Below are 23,091 nucleotides of genomic sequence, written 5' to 3'. Positions count from 1 at the left end.
TCTCATTACAAAAATACATAATTTTTTCTGCAATTTTCAGGACAAGAATAAAGTGTTAATTTTGCCAAAAATACGAAAATGTCATCCACAAAGAAACTGAAACTCGAAGAATTAGGAAGAATAGATATCGAAACCTTTAAAGGGACCAAAAAAACACCGCTTGTTGTGGTTTTAGATAATGTTAGGAGCATGCATAACGTAGGCGCGATTTTCAGAACGGCAGATGCTTTCTTAATTGAAAAAATAGTCTTGTGTGGAATTACACCAACTCCGCCACATCGGGAGATTCACAAAGCTGCTTTGGGCGCGACGGAAAGCGTAGATTGGGTTTATGAAAAAGACATTGTCGCAGCTTTATCAAAATTAAAAAAAGAAAATTTTAAAATTATTGGGATTGAACAAACGAGTGATTCAGAAGTGATCACTGATTACTCAATTAATAAAGACGAAAAATACGCCTTGGTTTTAGGTAATGAGGTTAATGGTTTGAGTGAGGAAGCGCTTTCTTTTTATGATACTTTTCTGGAAATTCCGCAGCTGGGAACGAAGCATTCTTTAAACGTTTCTGTTTGTGGTGGAATTGTAATGTGGGAATTTTTTAAATCGTTATAGATTTCACGCAAAGACGCAAAGTAGCCACGCAAAGGGCGCAATGTTTTGATCACGTTGTTAATTATATTTAAAAGAAAAAAATTACAATTTTTTGTAAATAAGAAATTTGTGGTTTCCCTCAAAAATCAAAGAATGTAAAAAAAAGAGACCAATTTCTCAATCTTAATAATTGAAAAACTGGTTGATTTCCCTTGGCTCTTTTTACTTTTTACTTGGTTCTTTATTATCTCCAGCCACCGCCTAATGCGCGGTATAATTCAATTCCTGCATCTAATTTAGAAAACTCTGCGTTGGAAATATTGAGTTCTGCATTCAGTTGATTTACACTCGAGTTAATTACTTCCAGATAATTAGCCAGACCATAATTCACTAGTTCCTGCGAGTATTCAACCGAGTTTTTGTACGCTTCCATCTCTTTTCTTTTCAAACTGATGAAACCATCTTGCGAATTATAAACCGTCAAAGCATCTGAAACTTCTTTTCCTGCCGTTAAAACAGAACGTCTAAAATTGAGATAGGCAATTTCTTTATTGGCTAAACTCACTTCATACTGCGTTCTGATCTGTCTTTGATTCAATATTGGTTGCGTTAAACCACCAACAATATTAGCAAATAGAGAATTCACGCTGAATAATTGATCAATTTGACCGGAAGTAATTCCGCCACCGGCAGTTAATCTTAAGGTTGGATAGAAATTGGCTTTTGCCGCGTTTGTTAATTCAAAAGCATTCATCAAACGGTATTCGGCAGCTTTCACGTCGGGACGGTTTGCTAGTAAATTTGCAGGATAACCCAATTGCAAACTTACAGGCATATTCTGAGCAGCGATCGTTGTTCTTTCTATGGCGTGCGACGGTTCCGCCATCAACAAACTCATCGTATTTTCGAGCAATGAAATTTGAACATCAATACTTATTAAAAGAGATTGTGCATTAAAAACCAGGGCTTCACTTTGTTGTACTGCGACTTCGGTTAAAGTTCCGGCTTCTTTTAAAGCTCTTGTCGTCTCCAGATTTTTATTTCTTAAAGCGATCGTTTCATTGATAATTCTCTTCTGATCATCAAAAGTCAATAATTGATAATAAGCAGATGCAACGGAAGCGACAAGGTCACTTTTCACCGCCTGATGTGCCGAAACTGTTCCTAAATAATTAGCGAGCTGCGCTTTTTCCTGAGATTTTAGTTTTCCCCAGATATCCAGTTCTACACCAGCATTGGCTGAAATATCAAACTGATCTCGGTACGTTCTTCCATTCCCGAAAAGTTGGCCGGTTTGACTATTTAAAGATTGCGTTTGAAAGGTATAATTCGGTCCCGCAGAAAGGGTCGGAAAATAAGCGGCTTTACTTTGTTTTAAATAAGAATCTGCGGCACTAATGTTCTGCAAAGCAACTCTTACATCTAAATTATTTTCTAATGCCGTGGCGATATGTTTCTGTAAAACCGCATCAGTAAAGATATCTTTCCAGGAAACTGTTGCCATACTTGTTGAATCTTTCGGCAACAGATCGGTACGGAAAAGATTCTCATTAATTACTTCTTTCGGTCTTTCGTACTTTTCGCGCGTCATACAAGAAGTAACAACAAACGCTAAAGTAAGAAGTGAAAGTATTTTTATATTGAAGTATTTATTCATTTTTTAAATTTTATATCAAAGTTTTTGACTTTCAATTATTCCGAAAGATTAATTTCTTTTTCTTTTAAAGGGGAAACTTTTTCCTGTAGCGTCTGGAAAATGATAAATAATATCGGGATCACCAATAATCCTAAAATTGTTCCGATCAAAAGTCCCGTCGCGGCACCTGTTGCGATCGATCTGTTTCCGGTAGCTCCAATTCCTGATGCAAAAACCAAAGGCAACATTCCACAAATAAATGCAAAAGAGGTCATCAAAATTGGTCTTAATCTCGCGGTTGCGGCGTGAATTGCAGCATCGACGATCGTTTCACCGTGAATCCTTCTCTGGACAGCAAATTCAACAATCAAAATCGCATTTTTCGCCAGTAATCCCACCAGCATAATCAAGGCGATCTGGAAATAAATATTGTTCTCCAAACCAAAGATCCATTGTCCGAGATAAGCTCCCATTACTCCTAAAGGCAACGATAAAATCACTGATAATGGTAAAATATAACTTTCATATTGTGCCGAAAGAATAAAGTAAACAAATACTAAACTCAGTGCAAAGATCATTAAAGTTTGAGATCCAGAAGCTAATTCTTCGCGGGAAAGACCCGTAAATTCAACGTCATAATTCGATCCTAGATTTTCGCTTGCCACTTCCTGAACTGCCGCAAGAGCATCACCAGTACTGTAACCCAGATTATTTGCACCCGTAATTTTCACTGAGGTAAACAAATTATATCTGCTTACACTTTGTGGTCCATATGTTTTTTCTAAAGTAACGAATTGGGAAATCGGTGTCATTGCTCCTGAACCGGTTTTCACATACATTCCATTAAGATCTTGCGGCGTTTTCCGATCATCGGGCAAAGACTGAATAATTACTCTGAACTGTTTACCGTATTTTGTAAAATCAGCCGCATAAATTCCCCCAATATATCCCTGCATCGTACTTAGAATATCTGAAACCGTAACACCAGATTGTGCAGCCAACGGTACATTAATATTCATTTGATACTGTGGATATTTGGTATTAAATGAGGTTTGGGAAAACTGAATTTCCGGTCGCTGCATCAGTTTTCCGATAAAATTCTGCGAAGTAGCGTCCAGATCTTTATATTCTCCACCTGATTTATCTAAAAGCACCATTTCAAAACCTGCATTATTTCCGAAACCTGGAACTGAACCTGGTTGAAAAAAGACAATTTTCGCATCGGGAATACTGGAGGCGACACCGAATAACTTTTTAGTCAGATCATCCGCAGATTCACCTGTACCTCTCTCAGAAAATGGATTTAATTTCACAAAAGCCAAACCATTATTACTTCCATTTCCGGAGAAGAATGATCGTCCCGTAGAAATTGTTACATTTTTGACACCAGCAACCGTTAAAATATTTTTTTGAAGTTCTTTCATCGCGTTGTAGGTTCTTTCTTGTGAAGCACCTGCAGGCAACTCAACATTCACAAACAAGATTCCCCGGTCTTCATTCGGTACAAATCCTTTTTTCATGGAAGAATTCGACCAGAATAGAAGCAATCCGGTAATAATAAAAATACCAAGCGTCACCCACTTATGTTTGATTAAGAAAGAAAATGCATTTCCGTATTTCGCAGTCATGGCTTTAAAACCGATATTGAATTTATGGAAAAACTTTTCGAAGATATTTTTCTTTTCGTATGCTAAATCGTGATTTTGAGGTTTTAAAAATAAGGAACATAAAACCGGACTTAATGTTAAAGCGTTAATTGCCGAAATTAAAATAGCGATAATCAAAGTAACTCCAAACTGCTTGTAAAATACTCCGGTTGGTCCTTTAATAAAGGTTACCGGAATAAAAACCGCTGCCATTACTAAGGTGATTGAAATAATTGCACCCGTAATTTCATCCATTGCTTCAACAGTGGCTTTTTTGGCATCCGGAATTCCGCTCTCCATCTTAGCGTGAACTGCCTCGACGACGACAATGGCATCATCGACTACAATTCCGATGGCTAAAACCAAAGCAAACAGCGTCAATAAATTCAGGGAATATCCAAATAAATTCAGGAAGAAAAATGTCCCGACGATAGAAACCGGAACCGCGATCGCCGGAATCAATGTCGATCTAAAATCCTGTAAGAAGATGAACACCACGAGGAACACCAAAACAAATGCCTCAATTAAAGTATGAACAACTTTCTCGATCGAAGCCGTTAAAAATTCATTGGTGTCAAAATTCACCGTGTATTTTATTCCTTCAGGAAAATCTTTTTTACTGCTCTCCAGATATTGATCAATGTTATTAATAATTTCCTGCGCGTTTGATCCTGGTGTCTGAAAAATCCCCATGCTTATTGCAGGATAATTACCATTCTCGGCTAATCCACCATAAGATAAGGCAGACAATTCTACTTTAGCAACGTCTTTTAATAAAAGATTTTGACCATTTCCCATGGACTTCAAAATGATATTATCGTACTGTTCTTTATTATTGTATTTCCCTACATATTTAATAATGTATTCGAAAGAAGCACCGCTGTTTTGTCCAATTGATCCAGCTGCTGCTTCTCTACTCTGATCATTAATCGCGGTAGAAACATCTGTCGGAGACAAGCCGTAAGCCGCCATTTTTGCAGGATCCAACCAAATTCTCATAGAATACGTTTTACCCCCAAAAACAGTCGCGTCTCCAACTCCATTAATTCTTTTAATCGCTGGAATTACGTTGATGTTCACATAATTTTGTATAAAAACATCATCTAATTTTTTATTTTCTGTATAAAAAGTGAGGTACATTAAAGCACTCGTTTGCTGTTTTTGAGTTACAACTCCAGCTCGTGTAACTTCTGAAGGCAATAATGGCGTTGCTCTGGCTACTCTATTCTGTACGTTTACCGCAGCAATATCCGGGTTAATTCCCTGTTTGAAGAAAATCTGAATAGAAGCTGACCCGTCGTTTCCGGCGCTTGAGGTGATGTAATCCATCCCTTCTACCCCATTAATTTGCTCTTCTAAAGGAACAACCACACTTTTCATGACCGTTTCCGCATTTGCTCCGGAGTAATTTGCAGATACACTTACCGTTGGTGGCGCAATGTCGGGATATTGGGTAACAGGAAGTGCAGTAAGTCCCAAAATTCCCAGGATGACAATAAGAATTGAAATTACGGTCGATAAAACCGGTCTGTTAATGAATTTTTTGATCATTAGAAAATTGGTTTTATGGATTTTACTAAACTGTCTAAACTAATTGGCTTCGGAATGATCGCTGTTTTATCTTTAATATTGCTTGTACCCGCAGCAACAACTTTGTCGCCTTTTTTAAGTCCGGCGGAAATAATCGCTAAATTATTAACCCTCGTTTTTACCTGAACGATCGTACTTCTCGCCGTATCTTTCTCTACTTTGAAGGCATAAACAATCCCCTGCTGCTCATAAGTTGCGCTTTCCGGGATCACCAGAACGTTGTCGTAGTATTGTGGAAAGCGAATATTCCCGCTGTTTCCATTACTCAGTAACTTTTCTGCATTGGGGAAACCTACCCGAAATTCGATCGTTCCCGTTTCAGGATTGATCTGTCCGGTGATTGCCTCAATTCTTCCCTTTTCAGGATACATACTTCCATTCGCTAATTCTAATTCTACCATGGGTAAATTCCGAATTTTTTCAGGCATGGTTGCACCTTTCGAATCTTCTAAGAAATCAAAATATTCTTTTTCATTCATAGAAAAATAGGCATAAACTGATTTTGTATCAGAAATCGTCGTTAAAGGATTGGGATCAGATGGACCCACCAAACTTCCGACTTTCAAAGGCAATTTACCAACAACTCCGGAAATTGGAGCTCTAATAATTGAGTAATCAATGTTTGCCTGAACGCCCTGAAAGTTTGCCTGTGCTTCTGCAACTCCGGCACTTGCCTGCTGTTTTGCTGCAACTGCCTGGGAAACCTGCGCCTGTGCACGTGCAAGATTTGCCTGCGCAGTTTGCAACTGAACGTTACTGATAATATTTTTTTCTACCAAAGGTCTTAGCTTATTCACTTCAACCTGTGCAGCACTCACGGCTGCCTGTGCAGCTTTAACACTTGCTTCAGACGCAGAAACATTTGATCTTGCAGCTCCAATACCCGCTTTTGCAGCATTGGCTGTTTGAGTCAAAGTATTAGTCTCAAGACGGAACAAAGGTTGCCCTTTGGTTACATATTGTCCTTCATCAACTAACACCTGAGTAATATAACCCTGAATTTTTGCGCGTACATCATTATTTAAAATCCCCTGGATAGAAGCGGGAAATGTTTGATAACCCGTTACATTTTTCGATTCTACAGAAACCACAGGATAAGGCGCTGCTCCCGGTTTTTTTGGTTCTTCTTTTTTGCAGCTCATAATCGAAAGAGCCGATAAAGTAAGAAGGATAATTTTATTTTTCATGTACGTAATTTTATATTTTATCTTTCTTAAATGCACTTTAAGAAAATAGGATTTATAAGTATTTAAAACTGGTCGATTGTTTCTCTAATGTTCGAAATATTATTTTCAAAGAATTTGCGATAAATTTCAAATTTCTTATTTGCCTCTTCGTCAGCAATGGTTTTAAAAGCATTTAATTTATTGATGATGGCTAATTCCGTTTCCATTTTAATGATAATTTCTTCGAAACGAATTTTCATATACTGTTCATTCATGACGAAAAACCTTTTGCGCTCATCAATTTTATTAAAATCTTTAATGATATTCAGATTTAAAAGAAGGTTTAGATTAGAAGAAACCGAACTTTTACTTGCTGAAAAAATTTCCACAAATTCATCAAAAGGAACTCCCTTTCTTTCGAAATCAAAAATTAAATAAGAATAAATTTTTGCAGCAAGTGGCGGTAAATGGAAGGCATTCCCATAAAACTTAACCATTTCACATAACAAATTTTTATCGATCTCTATCATTATAAATATTTCAGTTGGCGAAAATACGAATTAGTTCAGAACAAAACGAACCACTCTCTTATTTTATGAAAATATTAGCATTCAGTTTTATCAATAATCTTCAATCTTTTCAATTTTATTCTTAAAAATTAATGTCAAAATTGAATCGTGGTGATATCAAAGAGAAAATCATTAATTTTGTTTGATGGACTTAAGAGATCAACTTAAAAATATTTTTCCGGAGCATGAAGAACAGGATTTCGAAATGCCGGTTGAAAAATTTGTGCAGATAGAACCGCTCACCTGTAAATTCGAAAAAAAAGGTCGACACGGAAAACCGGTAACTTTAATCGAAGGTTTTGAAGGAAGTGAGGAAGATTTGAAAAAAATCTCAAAAAAAATAAAAACCACCTTAGGAATCGGTGGTTCTGAAAAAGACGGAATTGTTGTAATTCAAGGTGATAACCGAGATAAAATCATGGTCATTTTAAAAGAAATGGGTTATAAAACGAAGCGAGTTGGAGGTTAATTAGAAATAAATCTGTGTTTGTGGCATCAACAGTTTTAATTTTTCTACCGTTGATTTTTCCATTGGATTTCCTGTTAGAATAAGAGTCTCCAACTTTTTTAAATATTTAAATTCTTCCGGAAGATCTTTTAACTGGTTATTAGCAAGATTCATACTTACGATATTTTTTAAACCTTTCACCTTTTTCGAAATTCCTTTAATATTATTCTGACTACCATTTAAAAATTCTAAATTTTTTAAGTGATATATATTATCTGGTAATTTTACGACAGCATTTTCCTGAAGCTCCAGATATTTTAGATGTTTTGGAAACTTCACGTCATTAATATCAATAATCTGATTGCTAGATAGATTGAGAAACTTAAGATTTTTTATTTGATCTAAATTTTCTGAAACCAAACTTATTTGATTGCCCTGAAGATTTATCTCTTCTAAAGTTGGAATTTGAAGAAGTGCTTCTGGAAAAACATTCAAATTATTGGCCTCAAAGTGAACTGCTTTTAGATTTTGAAGTTGTGCAAGGTTAGGATTAATTTCGGTAAGACTGTTTACACTGATGGAAAAAGTTGTTAGTTTTTTGAGATTACCAATTTCATCGGGAATAAATTTGATGCTGTTTTCATTCAAATTAAGAATCTCTAAATTTTCTAGCGAAAATATTTCCGAATCGATGTTTTCAAAATAATTTCCCATCGCATTGAGAAAAAAAATAGCATCCAATTTATATAGATCTTTTGGAAGATTATATAAACCCTTGTTTCTAAAACTCATGCTGTAAACTGGTTTTTCACTTTTCAAGGCAGATTCCATATCCGTGAAAGTTGGATATTTTACCGGATCAATTTGCGCGTTGACTGATGAAACTAAAAAAAGGGTAATTAAAAATAGTAGATTTTTCATAAATAAAAAAACCGCCGACAAAGAAAATGCCGGCAGCAGATAAAGAAATTAAAGAATTATTTTTTTAAGATTTTCATTGTTTTTTGAAAGCCATCAGCTTCAATATTTACGATCAACATTCTGGTAGTTCGAAGTTGAGCAGTAAAATCTAACTCTAAAGAAGAATTAATTCCAGAAAACTTTTTGGTGTAAACAATTTTACCATCCATGCTGTAAGCGGTTACTGCTAGGTTTTTGAGCGCTTTTGCGGAATTGATTTTTACGATCCCCGAAGTTGGATTTGGTGATATTGTTACTGAAGTTTCATCAATTTGATCCGTTGTTCCCAAGACAGGTGCTGTTCCCAAAAATTGTTGTAAAGCAATGACCATTGTGGCAGATTTTCCTTTATAATTAATTGTATTTCCAGTTGCATCTACATCGGTAGAAATTGTTGAACTTGGATGTTGAACGGAGAAAAAGCCAAACTTATGATCCGGTGTAAAGGTAAGTCCGGTCGGTTCTGCACCCGCTGGTACAGAAGCGAATAATCTTACTTTCGGATCTGCTTGTGTATGATCTGGCGCAATTACCCAAATGTAATTTTTACCACCATCCTGAAGAACCCAAAGATTCCCAAGTTCATCGAAAGTTAAATTATCATTTCCGCCACCCCAAGTTTCAGATTTCATTCCTTCTGCAGTCTCGAAAGAATATTGGGTAGAAGAACCACCAACGAAAGTTTCTACCTGAGAAGCTGTAGTACCGTCATCTTGTAAACGATACACTTTACTTAAACCTTTTGCTGTGAAATATACTTTACTGTCGATTGGGCTAATTTCCACATCTTCAATCCCATTAAATGAGGTGCCGCCTAAAGATTTTGCTAAAGAAGCAGTATTATTTTGATCAGCCTGTGTTTTGTTCGGCACTTGAATCCAAGTCGCGGTAGTTGCTACAGGATTTCCACTGGTCAAACCTTGATCTAAGTTTAACACGAAAAGATTTCCGGAAGAAAGATCTCTTGGTGTATCCATTACATATTTATAAACCATATTTGTTCCACCATCTTCCCCGTAATAGGCGATAGTTCCTGCATTATTGACCACTACATTTTCGTGACTCATAATTCCCATCTGCCAAAGTTTCCCTTTTGATCCATCGGAATTTTTAGAAATTACTTGCGCTGTCGCAGGATCAATTTCGATCAACCAACCATAATCTTTGTAACCGTCGGCATTGGTATCATTAGAAGTTACAGATTCTTCTGCCGTAATAATCGTTCCCCACGGCGTGATTCCGCCAGAACAGTTTCTGATGGTTTGAACCAAACTTGGAGAAGAAAAATCAACAGCTCTGGATTTTGTAAGATACCATAGTTTTGTAGAGGCATTGTAATTTATTTCCGCCATTGTTACACCACCAGGATTTGTTTCATGGTTTACAGATAAATAACCATCAACGCTACTTGTGTTTTTTGCTACATATCCTGTGAAGTCATTTAATCCTCCTACAAATCCTCCTCCTTCAGTATAACTATCGCCTTCTTTTAAGATCATTTGAAAACGATGATCTGCAGGAATAATTAATTTTGAGGTTTGAGAGGTAGGAACGATAGAGGTAAAGCAGCTGATATGCCCTACTGAACAGGCGATTGGAGGATTAATGATTTCCGTATTTTTCAAGTAAGCATCGATTCTTAAATCTGAACTGCTAATACTTCTGTTATGTAATTCAATTGAAATCCTATTATTACCCTGCACAAATTTCGCCTTTGGAATTGTGAATATATTATAAACCCGTTCCGCAGCTCCGTCGATGGTCGTGCTGGAAAAGGTGCCGTGAGAAATTGCTCCAGTTGGCATATTGTCTCTCACTACTTCTTCTCCATTAAGATACACGATAATTCCATCATCCCTCATAACTCCCAATTCCATGGTGTTACTAAGTTCTGCTAAATTCAGGGTAAAATCTTTTACGAAATACGCAGCAGAAAGTCCATTATTGATAGTGGTTGTGACAGGATCACCGTAACCTAAGGGTGCATTTCCTACAGCCCAAGTTGATGCATTAAAGGTGGTGCTGTTCCAAAGAGAAGGCGGCGCTTGATTGCTGTCCTCATAACTCCAGCTAGAGCCTTTGGGAAAAATTGTAGTTTGTGCTTGCAATACCGAACTGGTCATTAGAGCAAGAGTTGCGATCGTAAGTAATTGTTTTTTCACTTTTTTATAGTTTAGAATTATTACTGCAAAACTATTTTTTTTATTCGAGGCCTTTGTTAATAGGGTTTTAAATAAAGACTTAGCAGGGTTAAGAAATCCCTAACTGAATGTTAACCTATTAACTGTTTATTAATTTCTGGTTTTGCTGGTGTCTGTCAAAGAATTTAAAAAAGCGATGATTTGTTTGATTTCTAAAGGCGTAAGATTTAATTTATCGGCAGGCAAAGTTTGATTGTCAATCTCTAAACCCAAACCTTTTGCGCCACCTTCATTATAAAAATCTAAAACTTCTTCTAACGTATTAAAGGAGCCATTGTGAAAATAAGGTTTCGTTAAGGCAATATTTCTCACCGTCATTGTTTTGAAGGAATTTTCGAAAATCCAGGATTTTTCTTTTGCTATTTTATTATTTAATCTGCCTTTGTCATCATCAATTTCAATTGGCGAAATCTGCAAAGGTTTTTTAGTAACACCTAAAACTTCCGATTCATTTTCATTAAAAAACGGCGGAACCAGTCCCGAAAAAAGGGGTGCGAAATGACACGTCGCACAATTGGCTTTTCCCATAAATAGATTGAAACCGCTCTTTGCATCTGCGGAGATTTCTTTCTCATTTCTCATGAAACGGTCAAAATCACTTTCAAAAGAATAAAGAGACGCAACATAGGAACTTAAAGCTTTAGAAAAATTTTGCTTCGTAACCTTGCCATTTTTAAAAACTTTTTTGAAGGCTTTTTTATATTCTGGTTCTGCGTTGAGTTTTTTAATGATACTTTCGTAACTCGTATTAAATTCTTCACCATTATAAATCACATGTTCTGCCTGTTGCTCCAGATAAAAAGCACGCATATCATAAAAAAATCTTTTCGCAAAAACCGCGTTATATAAGGAAGGCGAATTTCTAAGAACCGTTTTGCCTTCCACATTACTGGCAGATTTAGCTTTAAGATCGGTAAAAGCGTTTTCAGGTAAATGGCAAGATGCACAACTCATTTTTCCATTTCCACTTAAGTTTTGGTCGTAAAAAATTTCTTTTCCCAACTTTCTGAGTTCAGCATTATCTTCTGATGGTTTCAGAATCGTGTAAAAATAGGGATCTAAAAAATCACTGCTGAAAAAATTTTTATTACTTACATTCCATCCCGAAAAATCTTTCAGATCATTACTATTTCCGTCCCATTTGCCAAATTCTTCATACAAGGGCTGAATGTATTTTTTGTAAAATTCAATGCGGTCAAAGGTTTCAAAATCTTTATTTTTAGAAAGATAACCGATGCCTTCTGTTAAAATTAAATTGGCTTTCTCCAGATTATAATTTTTAAAATAGAGATCATCATTCATATATTTTTTCATCCCCAAAAATGCAAAACCAGCTTCTTCCGAAGTATTCAAAGATCCCGGTGTATCGAAACCTGTAATCCCAAGGGTGTAAATTCTGATCAATTCTATCCGTAAAGGCAGGGTTTTATTATTGCCGGTGCTTAATCCATTATTGATTGAACTAAGATAAAAATTGTTAAAACTGTTGTATAAATAATCGGTGATTTCAATGATTTTCGCACTTTTATCAAGGGCGTTTTCAGAGAAAATAAGCTCGTCTAAAACTTGCAATCCTTCTGGCGGAAGAGTGTAAGCTGAAGTTCCTGCTGCTTCAATACGTAATAATGGCGCAGCATTCAGATTTGTTTTAGCGTATTCTGGATAATAATAGGCGATGTAAAATTCTATTTCTTTGTATGAATTTCTGGTTAACCTTAATGTATTTTGTAATTTTTCGAGCGGTATTTTCCCTTCAGAAAAAAGATACACGTCTGATTTTAAGGTTTCAATATTATTTTTAAAATTCAATAATCCTTTACTTAACGTTGTACTTTCAGTTTTAAAACCTTCATCTGTAGGATTAAATGACATGATCGCAAATCCAAGAAATAAAGAAATAGCAAGTAGAAGATAAGATTTCATAAAATTTTTATTTGCAAAAATATACATCTATCATTACGGTTGTTTTAACAGAGAATTAATAAATATTTACATTCATTGAGAATTTTCACTATCTTTAAAATCCTTTTTTTAGGGAGTTTTTAAATTAAAAAATAGACTATGCTGAATAAATTAGCTGCATCAGAACTGGTGCTTAATGATGATGGAAGTGTTTATCACTTAAACTTATTGCCGGAAGATATCGCGGGAAAAATAATGTTGGTCGGCGATCCGGATCGCGTTCCAAAAGTTTCTAAATATTTCGACAAAATTGAAATCAAGAAAAATAAGCGCGAATTTTATACGCACACCGGAACGTTGCGTGGCGAAAGAATTACGGTAATGTCGACAGGAATTGGGACGGAAAACATCGACATCGTGATGAACGAACTGGATGCTTTAGTGAATATTGATCTGAAAAATAAAGAATTTAAAAGTGATCACACGGCGCTGGAACTTTTCCGGATGGGAACCTGTGGCTCTGTAAATCCTGAGGTTGAAGTCGATAATATGTTGGTTACGAAAAATGTGGTTGGACTTGACGGTTTGCTTCATTTTTACCAGGATTATGAGTTTGAAAATGAATTCTCCAGAAACTTTATGGCGAAATTTCCGTACGAGAAAATTAAACCGATGTTGTATTTTTCTGATTGGTCCAAAGAAATGGGCGAATATTATAAGGATGCAAAATACCATGGAAACACGGCAACTTTCCCCGGTTTTTACGCGCCGCAAGGAAGACAACTCCGATTAAAAGCGCTCGATGATCAGTTTTTGGAAACCTTAAATGATTTGGGCGTAACGAATTTTGAGATGGAAACTTCGGCGATTTATGGACTTTCAAAATTATTAGGTCACAAAGCGATCACGGTGAATTCTGTTATTGCGAACAGAAGACGCGGAGAGTTTTCTGCGGATCACGCTGCTTCGGAGAGAAATATGATCGAATGGGTTTTGGATCGGATCATTAAATAATTTTATTTACAAGAAGGTCACAAAAGATTTTTTTCTGTAAAGGTGCACAGAATGCACAAAACCAAATAGAAATGTTTGTGAATAATATAAGAAAGAATGCGGTTAAGAATCTAGCCGCATTCTTTATTTGAAATCACATTCCTCCAAGTGATCGTTCACCATTCCGGTCGCCTGCATAAAAGCGTACATCACCGTAGAGCCGAGAAATTTAAAACCTCTTTTCTTTAAATCTTTAGACAAAATATCAGAAACTGCTGTGGTTGCCGGAACGTCTTTTAAAATTTTGGGATGATTGATAATTGGGTTCCCATCAACAAATTCCCAGATATATTCTGAAAAGGTGCCGAATTCTTTTTGGATTTCCTGAAATTTTTGAGCATTGTTTATCGTCGCTAAAATCTTTAGTTTATTTCTGATAATTCCTGCGTCGTTCAACAATTCAGTGGTCTTTTCGTCAGAATATTGGGCAATTTTCTCGTAGTTGAAACCGTTGAAGACAATTCTAAAATTTTCTCTCTTTTTCAAAATAGTATACCACGATAATCCTGCCTGAAAACTTTCCAGAACTAAAAACTCAAAAAAAACTTTATCATCGTGCACGGGCTTTCCCCACTCATCGTCGTGATAAGCTCTGTACAGATCATCCTTTTCGCACCAGCCGCAACGTAACTTCATCCGGTAAATATATTTTTAAAAATCGAAAACTCAAAAATTTTATTTATCCCTCTATCAATTAAGACATTAAACAGTTATTTGGCAAAACTTTAATAAATCTTTAACATTACCTTAAATATTTTAGGAATAGATATTGTATATCTATCATTATTAAATTAAATTTCATTATTTATTAACTTATAAAAATATTACTATGGACAGACAAGATTATAACAAAGCAGAAAACACAGTGAATGATGCAAAGTGGACCGTAAACGATTACGCAGACAGAGCAAAGGATTACATTCGCGAGCAAAGAGATAAGAATACTGAGCCAACAGCAGAAGGTTGGATGGACAGAGCAAAAGACAACGTTTCTGACGCATGGGAAAGCACAAAAGATGCTGCTTCTGATGCTTGGGAGAAAACAAAAGACTGGTCAGAGGATGCAAAATCTGAAGTTAGAAAAGCAACAAACTAGTTTAAATAAACGCAAAAAAGAGAACCGTAATTTTTATGGTTCTCTTTTTTTATGCGTTATACCATAAAAAATTTTAAATTTGTCTCAAATAAATTATAAATTATGTCGTACGGATTATTAAAAGGTAAAAAGGGAATTATCTTCGGTGCTTTAAACGACCAGTCGATTGCCTGGAAAGTTGCTGAAAAATGCCACGAAGAAGGTGCAGAATTTATCCTTTCTAACGCTCCAATTGCAATGAGAATGGGAGAAATTGATGAATTAGCAAAAAAGACAGGTTCAGATGTTATTCCTGCTGATGCTACATCGATGGAGGATCTGGAAAAACTTTTTGCACATGCCCAACAAAAATACGGCAAAATTGATTTTATAATGCATTCAATCGGCATGTCCGTAAATATTAGAAAAGGAAAAACGTACACAGATCTAAACTATGATTTCTTAGAAAAAGGTTGGGATGTTTCTGCAGTTTCTTTTCATAAAGTCATGAAAACTGCCTGGGATAAAGATATTATGAACGAGTGGGGATCAATTTTGGCCTTAACTTATATCGCTGCACAAAGAACTTTCCCGAATTATGGTGATATGGCAGATAATAAATCTTATCTTGAAAGCATCGCAAGAAGTTTCGGATATTATTGGGGTGATAGAAAAGTTCGTGTAAACACCATTTCTCAATCTCCTGTAATGACGAAAGCCGGCGCAGGTGTAAAAGGAATCAGCGGGTTTTTTAATTTCGCAGATACCATGTCTCCACTCGGAAATGCAGATGCAGTTGATTGTGCAAACTACTGTGTAAGCATGTTCTCTGATCTTACAAGAAAAGTGACCATGCAAAATCTTTTCCATGATGGTGGATTTAGCAAGACCGGAGTTTCTCAGAAAATCGTAGAAAAATTTGAAGATTCGTAAAAACTATATTTTTAAAATTTAAAATCCATTCTGTTCATAAACTGGATGGATTTTTTTTTGATGTTTACAACGCTTTAATTTCTTTCGTAAATTTATCCACGATATCATCTTGCGTCGCCCAGGAAGTAATTAAACGGATGGCAGAATTCTCTTCATCAATCTTTTTCCAGACGTAAAAATCAAAATTTTCCAAGAGTTTTTCAATCTGAGAATTTTTCAAAATTGGGAAAATTTGATTGGTGAAGGTTTCAGACAAAAAGTCAAAACCTTTTTCCTTGAAAGCACTTTTGATCTTCATTGCCTGTTGATTCGCATGTTTCGCTAGATTGAAGTACAGATCGTCTTTCAATAATTCCTGAAACTGAATTCCGAGAAAACGGCCTTTTGCAAGCAACCCGCCTTTTTGTTTGATATGAAAGCCAAACTCTTCCTGCAGCGCTTTATTAGTAATCACAATCGCTTCACCGATCAATGCGCCATTTTTGGTTCCTCCTAAATAGAACGCATCGGTTAGAGTAGCGATATCTTCCAGCGTTACATCATTGGTATCCGCGGTCAAAGCATGACCAAGTCTAGCACCATCCATAAAAAGATAAAGACTTTTTTCTTTGCAGTAGTCTGATAAAATCTGCAATTCACTTTTAGAATAAATTGTCCCAACTTCCGTAGAATTAGAAATATAAACTAACTTCTGTTTTAACTGGTGTGGTTTATTTTGATGATCGTTTAAAACTTTCTGAATATGATCGGTTGTGAGTTTTCCATCGGAAGTTGGAACACTGTGAATTTTATGTCCAGTTGCTTCGATCGCGCCAGTTTCGTTTGTGAAAATGTGACCGGTATCTGCGGCAATAACACTTTCGTGCGGACGAAGAAAAGCAGAGATCACGATGAGATTTGCCTGTGTTCCACCGGAAACAAAATAGACTTTAGCTTCTGAATTATTAATCTTTTTTTGAATTAACAATTCGGCTTCATGGCAGTAATCATCGAATCCATAACCGTTTTGCTGTGTAAAATTAGTTGTAGAAAGAGTCTCCAAAATTCTTGGATGGCAACCTTCAGAGTAATCATTTTTAAAGGAAAATTTCATGAAATAAAAATAAAGAAAAAAAACGTGAAAGCACCGCGCAAAAACGTGAAATTAACCCGTGATTTCTATTCAAATTATAGTCACCTTTGACTCATGGAATTCAACAAAAAACTAATAACCATTTTTTTATGTTCTAATTCTTTATTTTTTTCATAACTCATTTATTTTATGTTACACTTAAACTCATCATTACTGGTGAGTTTTCTTTGTATCATATTATTGTTAGATTTGCATAACTGTTAATCTATCTTTATGATTTCGCTTACCGAAGAAAATTATCTGAAAGCTATTTTCCATTTAATTAATGACGAAAATACTGTAACCATCAATGAACTGAGCAAGGTTCTGAATGTAAAAATGCCAAGCGTGAATAATATGATGAAGAAATTTGCGGATAAAAAATGGGTCATTTACGAAAGCTATAAACCCCTCAAAATTACAGATTCCGGCAAAAATCAAGCTGCATTAGTCGTAAGAAAACACCGTTTAACTGAAATGTTCCTCGTTGAAAAGATGAATTTCGGGTGGGAAAACGTGCACGAGATCGCGGAACAGGTGGAACATATTCAATCCAATATGTTTTTTGATAAAATGGATGAGATTCTTAATTATCCTAAATTTGATCCGCACGGTGAACCTATTCCAGATAAAGAGGGAAATATTATCGATCAGCATTTAAAAAAACTGAGCAACTGTACCGCTGGAGATAAAGTCATTTTCACTGCTGTTACTATTTCTGATGCTGACTTTCTTAGTTTTCTTAACGACAAAAATTTAGAGTTGGGTAAAGAGATCGAGATCGTCGAAATTGAAAAGTATGACTCATCAATGACCGTTAAAATCGATGGCAACATAAAGACTTTAAGCAAAGTGGTGAGCGAAAAGATTTTGGTAAAGCAGTAACATCTGAAAACTGTGTTTTTGGCGCATTGCCGTAATTGCCTTAACTTTGTAACATTCACAAAATAATCAATAAAAAATAAAAATATGTCAAAAGCGATTTCGCAAGTACCTTATGCACTCAATGAGCCGGTAAGAACTTATGAACCAGGCTCTGAAGAAGTAAAATCACTGATCTCTACCTATAAAAAAATGTGGAAAGAGAAATCAGAAATTCCAATGATCATCAATGGAAAAGAAGTAAAAAGTGACAACAAAGTGGCCATTAGTTCCCCGCAAGATCACCAGCATGACTTAGGTTTTTACTATAAAGGAACCATGGAGAATGTTGATGAAGCCATTAATACGGCACTTGCAGCTAAAGAAAAATGGAATAATTTAGGATGGGAACAGCGTGCTGCTATTTTCCTAAAGGCTGCAGATCTGATCGCAGGACCTTACCGCGACCGTTTAAATGCTGCAACCATGATTGGACAAAGTAAAAATGTTCATCAGGCAGAGATTGATGCGGCTTGTGAATTTATCGACTTTTTAAGGTTTAATGTAGAATTCATGACAGAAATGTACAGCGAACAGCCAGTTTCTGACGTGGGAATCTGGAACAGATCAGAATACAGACCTCTGGAGGGTTTTTGTTTTGCTGTAACTCCATTCAATTTTACAGCGATCGCCGGGAACTTGCCAACGTGTATGGCAATGATGGGAAATGTTGTTGTTTGGAAACCTTCAGACAAACAGGTTTTATCTGCCAAAGTTTTGATGGATGTGTTCATTGAAGCTGGTTTACCGGCTGGAGTGATCAACATGATCTTTACAGATGGAAAAAGTACCGCAGAGAAAGTAATGTCGCACCGTGATTTTGCAGGATTGCATTTTACCGGTTCTACTAAAGTTTTCCAGGGAATGTGGAAAATGATCGGTAACAATATTGATCTATTTAGAACTTACCCAAGAATTGTTGGAGAAACTGGTGGAAAAGATTTCGTTGTGGCTCATCATTCAGCAAATGTTGAAGCGGTTGCAACAGGTTTGGTTCGTGGCGCTTTTGAATATCAAGGTCAAAAATGTTCCGCAGCTTCCAGAGCTTATATTCCTAAATCAATTTGGAATGACGTAAAAGCAGTAATGGAATCTCAATTGAAAACCGTGAAGATGGGAAGTCCGGAAGATCCATCCAACTTTGTAAATGCAGTAATCGATAAAAATTCTTTTGAGAAATGCAAAGGTTATATCGAAAGAGCAGAGAAATCTGCAGATGCTGAAGTAATTATGGGAGGTAAATGTGATGACTCAAAAGGCTGGTTCGTTGAACCAACGGTGATCTTAACCACCAATCCAAAATACGAATCGGTTTGTGACGAAATTTTCGGACCAATCCTTTCTATTTACGTTTACGAAGATGAAGACTGGACTGCCACTTTAAAACTGGTTGACGAAACTTCTCCATATTCATTGACCGGAGCGGTTTTCGCACAGGATCGATATGCGATTGACGAAGCTTACAAGGCTTTAGAAAATGCTTCCGGAAATTTCTATATCAACGATAAACCAACAGGAGCTGTTGTTGGTCAACAACCTTTCGGTGGAGCAAGAGCTTCCGGAACAAATGATAAAGCAGGTTCTAAAATGAACTTGATGAGATGGGTTTCTGTAAGAAGCATTAAAGAAACCTTTGTATCTCCGAAAAATTACAAATATCCTTACTTAGGATAATCGGTGATCTATCAATTTAATTTAAACTCTGTCTGTCTGACAGAGTTTTTTTTGTTTTGATGCATTCCGAGTTTAAAATTATTTTAGACTGCTTTGTTTCTCAAAAAGGACTTTAACAGATGTAATTAACTGAAATTAATCCTTTTAACAAAATTTTATGTTTTGAAAAAATTCTGTGGCACACTTTTTACAATACTTTAATCATCAAATTAAATTTTTTCAACACAACTTTAAACTTAAAATTATGAGCACTAAAAAAAATGGCTTACTAGCATTACTTGGACTTGGAGCACTTGCATGGTGGAAATATAAAAATTCTACAACAGAAGAAAAACAAGCCGTTAAAGACACTTTGAATACCGCAAAAGATAACTTCAGCAAATTCGGAAGCGACTTGAAATCAAAAGCTTCAGATGTAGCTTCTCAAGTTCAGAATAAAGTAGATCAAGCGACGACGACAGTAGAAAATACTGCGAATCAAAACTAAAAATTATTCTTATATATTTTTGTAAACCGTAGCGTATTATACCCTACGGTTTTTTTATGCAAAAAATTCCCGAAATCGCTTTCGGGAATTTTAATTTTATATTAATAGTGGTTTATTTTAATAAAGCGTTGAAAGTATCACCCTGTCGAATATCTCCGGTGTTGTAACCTTTCATAAACCATTCTTTTCTTTGGGCAGAACTGCCGTGCGTAAAGCCTTCCTGGTTTACATAACCCTGCGAACGTTTCTGAATATTATCATCACCCACTGCTTCAGCTGCAGAAATGGCAGATTCAATATCACCAGGTTCTAAAATATGTTCTCTATTGTCTGTCTGTTTTGCCCAAACTCCAGCATAAAAATCTGCCTGAAGTTCTGTAGCCACAGATACTCTGTTCATTTCTGCTTCATCATATCTACCACTCGCTCTTAATTGATCCACCTTTTGGGTTGTTCCGAGCAAAGTCTGAACGTGATGTCCAATTTCATGAGCCATAACATAGGCGACAGAAAACTCTGTAACCTTTGCACCAAATTGCTGTTCCAATTCTTTAAAGAAGCTCATATCCATATAAACGGTTTGATCTGCGGGACAGTAAAAAGGTCCCATCGCAGCTTGTGCTGTTCCACAGCCGGATTGCGTTACGCTTTCGAACATTACTACTTTCGGTGCTTTATACTGCATTCCATTTTCCTGAAAGATCTTGCTCCAGGTCTGCTCAGTTTCTGCCGTAACCATAGATACAAAATCACTCACTTTTAATTCGTCCGCCGAAAGATCGCGCTGTTCGGTCTGTTGTGCCGGACCCGATCCAGAGGAAAGAATCGCCGAAGGATCACCACCTAAAAAAAATATAATTGCTGCAATAATAAGCGTTCCAAGACCGCCGCCGACCATCATTCCGCCACCGCCGCCGCTTCCGCGCCTGTCATCAACATTTCCGCTTCTATCATTAGTCCATTTCATAATGAATATTTTAGTGTTTTATTTAATTTAAAATTACAAAATTTTTATTTATTGAGTTTGTTTTCTTTCAACCAATAACTCGTAGACTGGTAAACTGAGATGGTCTCATCAATCAAATAATTTGCCGTTTTCTGCACCAGATTTTCATCGTAAAAAAGTTTAAAATTATCGGGTAAGTCAGATTTCTGCAAACTCAAAGAATATTGCTTTACTTTTCTCGTCGGCGAAATGATTGTCAGGTGATTATCTTTAATCAGACCAAGATCCTGATAAGTCGCGATGTATGCTTTAGGCTCAAAATTTTCTTTGAAAACATCCTGTCCTAAAAATTTAGACTGATAATTAAAATTTAAAAGTCCAAATAAGGTCGGCATCACATCGATCTGAGACATGAGTTGATTAAACTGTTGTGGCTCGATAAACCCTTCAGAAAAAATCATGGCTGGAATTCTGTATTTATCCATTGGCAGTTCAGTTTTCCCGGCACTGGAAGCACAGTGATCAGAAATAATTACAAAAACGGTATTCTTATACCACTCCTGTTTCTTCGCCATTTCGAAAAACTTACGCAAAGAATAGTCCGTATATTTTACGCCACCATCCCGGGATTTCGCATTTCCAGGAATATCAATTTTACCTTCAGGATACGTAAAAGGCCGGTGATTAGAAACCGTCATCCAGTGGTTGAAAAAAGGTTTCCCGGATTTTGCTTCTGCATTCATTACCTGAATGGCTTTTCTGGCCATATCTTCATCAGCAACACCCCAAACATTTGCAAAACTTATCTCGGAAGGTTTAAAATTATTTCGATCGACAATATCATAGCCGTTTCCTTTGTAGAAATCCTCCATATTATCGAAGTAACTGTAACCGCCATACAGAAATTTCACATCGTAACCTTTTGATTTAAAGACACTTCCGGTCGTAAATTTATTTTTGTTGTTATCTCTTTTAATGATGCTTTCTCCTGCGGTAGGCGGAATACAAAGCGTTAAAGCTTCTAACCCACGAACAGTTCGGTTTCCGGTCGCATAAAGATTTGTAAATAGAAGAGATTTATCTGCCAGACTATCAATGAAAGGCGTTATTTTCTGGGTATTGCCATAATGAGCAAGAAATTCTGCGGAAAGACTTTCAATAGAAATTAAAACCACGTTCTTCTTCATTTCAGGTCCAGTCGCAACAACGCGTCTGGATAAAGTTGGCGGATCAAACTGTTTCAAAAAATTCTGTTCTGCAACATCCTGCTTTACCGTTGGATAAAACTGAAAATAATCGAGTTCGTTATGCGTGAAAGCATGGTAAAATCTAGGTAATCCATTTGCCTGAATCTGCTCGGAAAAGGCATTTTCGGATTTTAAACCATCTAATCTAGGAATGAAGAACGAACTGACCACGCATAAAATAACAAAAGTGCTGAGCAGAATTAATTTCTGTTTGAAATCCGGCAATGTTAGGAGCTCATTTTTCGTCTTTTTATAGATGAGCCACGTGATTCCTAAAGTCAAAGCCAAAATAGCGGAGAACAAAGGAACTACAGGATAGCTTTCCATAATGTTCCCAATAACTTCGTTGGTATAAATTAAATAATCTACGGCGATGAAATTATAGCGGAGGCCGAATTCATTCCAGAAAAAGTATTCGCTTACGCCATTGAAAATTATCAAAAGAACATAGAGAAATAAAGTAATAAAATAAAGTACGTTCCGAATTTTAATTCTTTGGGTTGGAAGGAAAAGCATTAAGCCGAAAAGTACCATTTTTAATCCAACAAAAGAGATCGCGACTTCCGGAAAAGAACCGCCGTACTGTTTAAAGATGTTGCCGGGAACAAAGGCCGTGTAAATAAAGGCTAAAACAAAAAGCCCAAAAATAATATACCCGTAAGGTTTCTTATATTTTGAGTCAGACAGAAAGAGAAAATACAGCGCAAGAATGCTGCTCGCCAAAATAAAGACAAATATATCGCTCAGCAGACCAACTGCAAGAATTTTTATAATTTCGAAAAAACCAAAACTTGCGTTCGTAATTGGATGAAAGAAGAAAATAACTCTCAAAATCACGGAAATGATCAGATAAAATATTCCGAGATAGAGAAAGGGTTTTATTTTTTTGATATCCATTTTTTAGATTTTTACCGGTTTTGCGTCTCGGCAAATTA

Annotated in this window: 19 protein-coding genes; 8 read left to right on the top strand and 11 right to left on the bottom strand. The window is 36.2% G+C overall.

What is annotated here, in order from left to right; all coding sequences use genetic code 11:
- Positions 1-78: 78 nt before the first annotated feature.
- The gene (locus tag ACZ9HT_RS03565) at positions 79-612 is read left to right on the top strand and encodes an RNA methyltransferase (protein ID WP_476039069.1); all 534 of its coding nucleotides are present in this window, start codon (positions 79-81) and stop codon (positions 610-612) included.
- Positions 613-835: 223 nt separating this feature from the next.
- On the opposite strand, the gene ACZ9HT_RS03560 is transcribed toward ACZ9HT_RS03565, so the two are convergent.
- The 4 genes from ACZ9HT_RS03560 to ACZ9HT_RS03545 form a co-directional block, all read right to left on the bottom strand.
- A complete protein-coding gene (locus tag ACZ9HT_RS03560) occupies positions 836-2,248 on the bottom strand; it encodes an efflux transporter outer membrane subunit (protein WP_476039068.1) in 1,413 nt (470 codons plus the stop codon).
- Between the two features lie 35 nt (positions 2,249-2,283).
- Positions 2,284-5,424 carry an efflux RND transporter permease subunit gene (locus ACZ9HT_RS03555; RefSeq protein WP_476039067.1) on the bottom strand — a complete coding sequence of 1,047 codons (3,141 nt, stop codon included), beginning with the start codon at positions 5,422-5,424 and terminating at the stop codon, positions 2,284-2,286.
- Complete coding sequence (locus tag ACZ9HT_RS03550; protein ID WP_476039066.1) at positions 5,424-6,650, bottom strand: efflux RND transporter periplasmic adaptor subunit; 1,227 nt, start codon at positions 6,648-6,650, stop codon at positions 5,424-5,426. Before ACZ9HT_RS03550 ends, ACZ9HT_RS03555 begins: the two co-directional genes overlap by 1 nt.
- A gap of 62 nt (positions 6,651-6,712) precedes the next feature.
- Positions 6,713-7,159 (bottom strand): transcriptional regulator, encoded by a 447-nt coding sequence (locus ACZ9HT_RS03545; RefSeq protein ID WP_476039065.1) that lies wholly within the window; start codon positions 7,157-7,159, stop codon positions 6,713-6,715.
- 184 nt (positions 7,160-7,343) lie between these two features.
- Here ACZ9HT_RS03545 and ACZ9HT_RS03540 point away from each other — a divergent pair, with 184 nt between their 5' ends.
- Positions 7,344-7,667, top strand: a complete 324-nt coding sequence (locus ACZ9HT_RS03540) for a translation initiation factor (RefSeq protein ID WP_476039064.1) — start codon at positions 7,344-7,346, stop codon at positions 7,665-7,667.
- On the opposite strand, the gene ACZ9HT_RS03535 is transcribed toward ACZ9HT_RS03540, so the two are convergent.
- The 3 genes from ACZ9HT_RS03535 to ACZ9HT_RS03525 form a co-directional block, all read right to left on the bottom strand.
- The gene (locus tag ACZ9HT_RS03535; RefSeq protein ID WP_476039063.1) at positions 7,668-8,567 is read right to left on the bottom strand and encodes a leucine-rich repeat domain-containing protein; all 900 of its coding nucleotides are present in this window, start codon (positions 8,565-8,567) and stop codon (positions 7,668-7,670) included.
- Positions 8,568-8,623: 56 nt separating this feature from the next.
- Positions 8,624-10,768 carry an alkaline phosphatase PhoX gene (locus ACZ9HT_RS03530; RefSeq protein WP_476039062.1) on the bottom strand — a complete coding sequence of 715 codons (2,145 nt, stop codon included), beginning with the start codon at positions 10,766-10,768 and terminating at the stop codon, positions 8,624-8,626.
- Between the two features lie 129 nt (positions 10,769-10,897).
- A complete protein-coding gene (locus ACZ9HT_RS03525; RefSeq protein WP_476039061.1) occupies positions 10,898-12,730 on the bottom strand; it encodes a cytochrome-c peroxidase in 1,833 nt (610 codons plus the stop codon).
- Between the two features lie 138 nt (positions 12,731-12,868).
- Between ACZ9HT_RS03525 and ACZ9HT_RS03520 the strand changes: the two genes are divergently transcribed.
- A complete protein-coding gene (locus tag ACZ9HT_RS03520) occupies positions 12,869-13,723 on the top strand; it encodes a nucleoside phosphorylase (protein ID WP_476039060.1) in 855 nt (284 codons plus the stop codon).
- Between the two features lie 123 nt (positions 13,724-13,846).
- Here the strand turns inward: ACZ9HT_RS03520 and ACZ9HT_RS03515 are convergent, their stop codons facing one another.
- Positions 13,847-14,398, bottom strand: a complete 552-nt coding sequence (locus ACZ9HT_RS03515) for a DNA-3-methyladenine glycosylase I (protein ID WP_476039059.1) — start codon at positions 14,396-14,398, stop codon at positions 13,847-13,849.
- Positions 14,399-14,591: 193 nt separating this feature from the next.
- Between ACZ9HT_RS03515 and ACZ9HT_RS03510 the strand changes: the two genes are divergently transcribed.
- Positions 14,592-14,858 (top strand): hypothetical protein, encoded by a 267-nt coding sequence (locus ACZ9HT_RS03510; RefSeq protein WP_476039058.1) that lies wholly within the window; start codon positions 14,592-14,594, stop codon positions 14,856-14,858.
- A 102-nt stretch (positions 14,859-14,960) separates the two neighbouring features.
- On the top strand, positions 14,961-15,770 hold the full coding sequence (locus ACZ9HT_RS03505) for an enoyl-ACP reductase FabI (RefSeq protein ID WP_476039057.1): 810 nt from the start codon (positions 14,961-14,963) through the stop codon (positions 15,768-15,770).
- A 64-nt stretch (positions 15,771-15,834) separates the two neighbouring features.
- Here ACZ9HT_RS03505 and ACZ9HT_RS03500 read toward each other — a convergent pair whose 3' ends face one another.
- Entirely contained in the window at positions 15,835-16,863 is a 1,029-nt protein-coding gene (locus ACZ9HT_RS03500) for a threonine aldolase family protein (protein ID WP_476039056.1), read from the bottom strand.
- A 252-nt stretch (positions 16,864-17,115) separates the two neighbouring features.
- On the opposite strand from ACZ9HT_RS03500, the gene ACZ9HT_RS03495 reads away from it, so the two are divergent.
- The 3 genes from ACZ9HT_RS03495 (at position 17,116) to ACZ9HT_RS03485 (ending at position 19,963) form a co-directional block, all read left to right on the top strand.
- Positions 17,116-17,766, top strand: a complete 651-nt coding sequence (locus ACZ9HT_RS03495; protein ID WP_476039055.1) for a metal-dependent transcriptional regulator — start codon at positions 17,116-17,118, stop codon at positions 17,764-17,766.
- 84 nt (positions 17,767-17,850) lie between these two features.
- Positions 17,851-19,476: an L-glutamate gamma-semialdehyde dehydrogenase gene (gene pruA, locus ACZ9HT_RS03490; RefSeq protein ID WP_476039054.1), complete on the top strand. Its 1,626-nt coding sequence runs from the start codon at positions 17,851-17,853 to the stop codon at positions 19,474-19,476.
- A 244-nt stretch (positions 19,477-19,720) separates the two neighbouring features.
- Positions 19,721-19,963 (top strand): YtxH domain-containing protein, encoded by a 243-nt coding sequence (locus ACZ9HT_RS03485; protein WP_476039053.1) that lies wholly within the window; start codon positions 19,721-19,723, stop codon positions 19,961-19,963.
- A gap of 112 nt (positions 19,964-20,075) precedes the next feature.
- Here the strand turns inward: ACZ9HT_RS03485 and ypfJ are convergent, their stop codons facing one another.
- On the bottom strand, positions 20,076-20,930 hold the full coding sequence (gene ypfJ, locus ACZ9HT_RS03480; RefSeq protein ID WP_476039052.1) for a KPN_02809 family neutral zinc metallopeptidase: 855 nt from the start codon (positions 20,928-20,930) through the stop codon (positions 20,076-20,078).
- A gap of 44 nt (positions 20,931-20,974) precedes the next feature.
- Positions 20,975-23,053 (bottom strand): LTA synthase family protein, encoded by a 2,079-nt coding sequence (locus ACZ9HT_RS03475; RefSeq protein ID WP_476039051.1) that lies wholly within the window; start codon positions 23,051-23,053, stop codon positions 20,975-20,977.
- Between the last annotated feature and the right edge of the window lie 38 nt (positions 23,054-23,091).

It is taken from the genome of Chryseobacterium sp. UYP7 (assembly GCF_056279225.1).
This window is presented reverse-complemented; position numbering and strand designations above follow the sequence as displayed.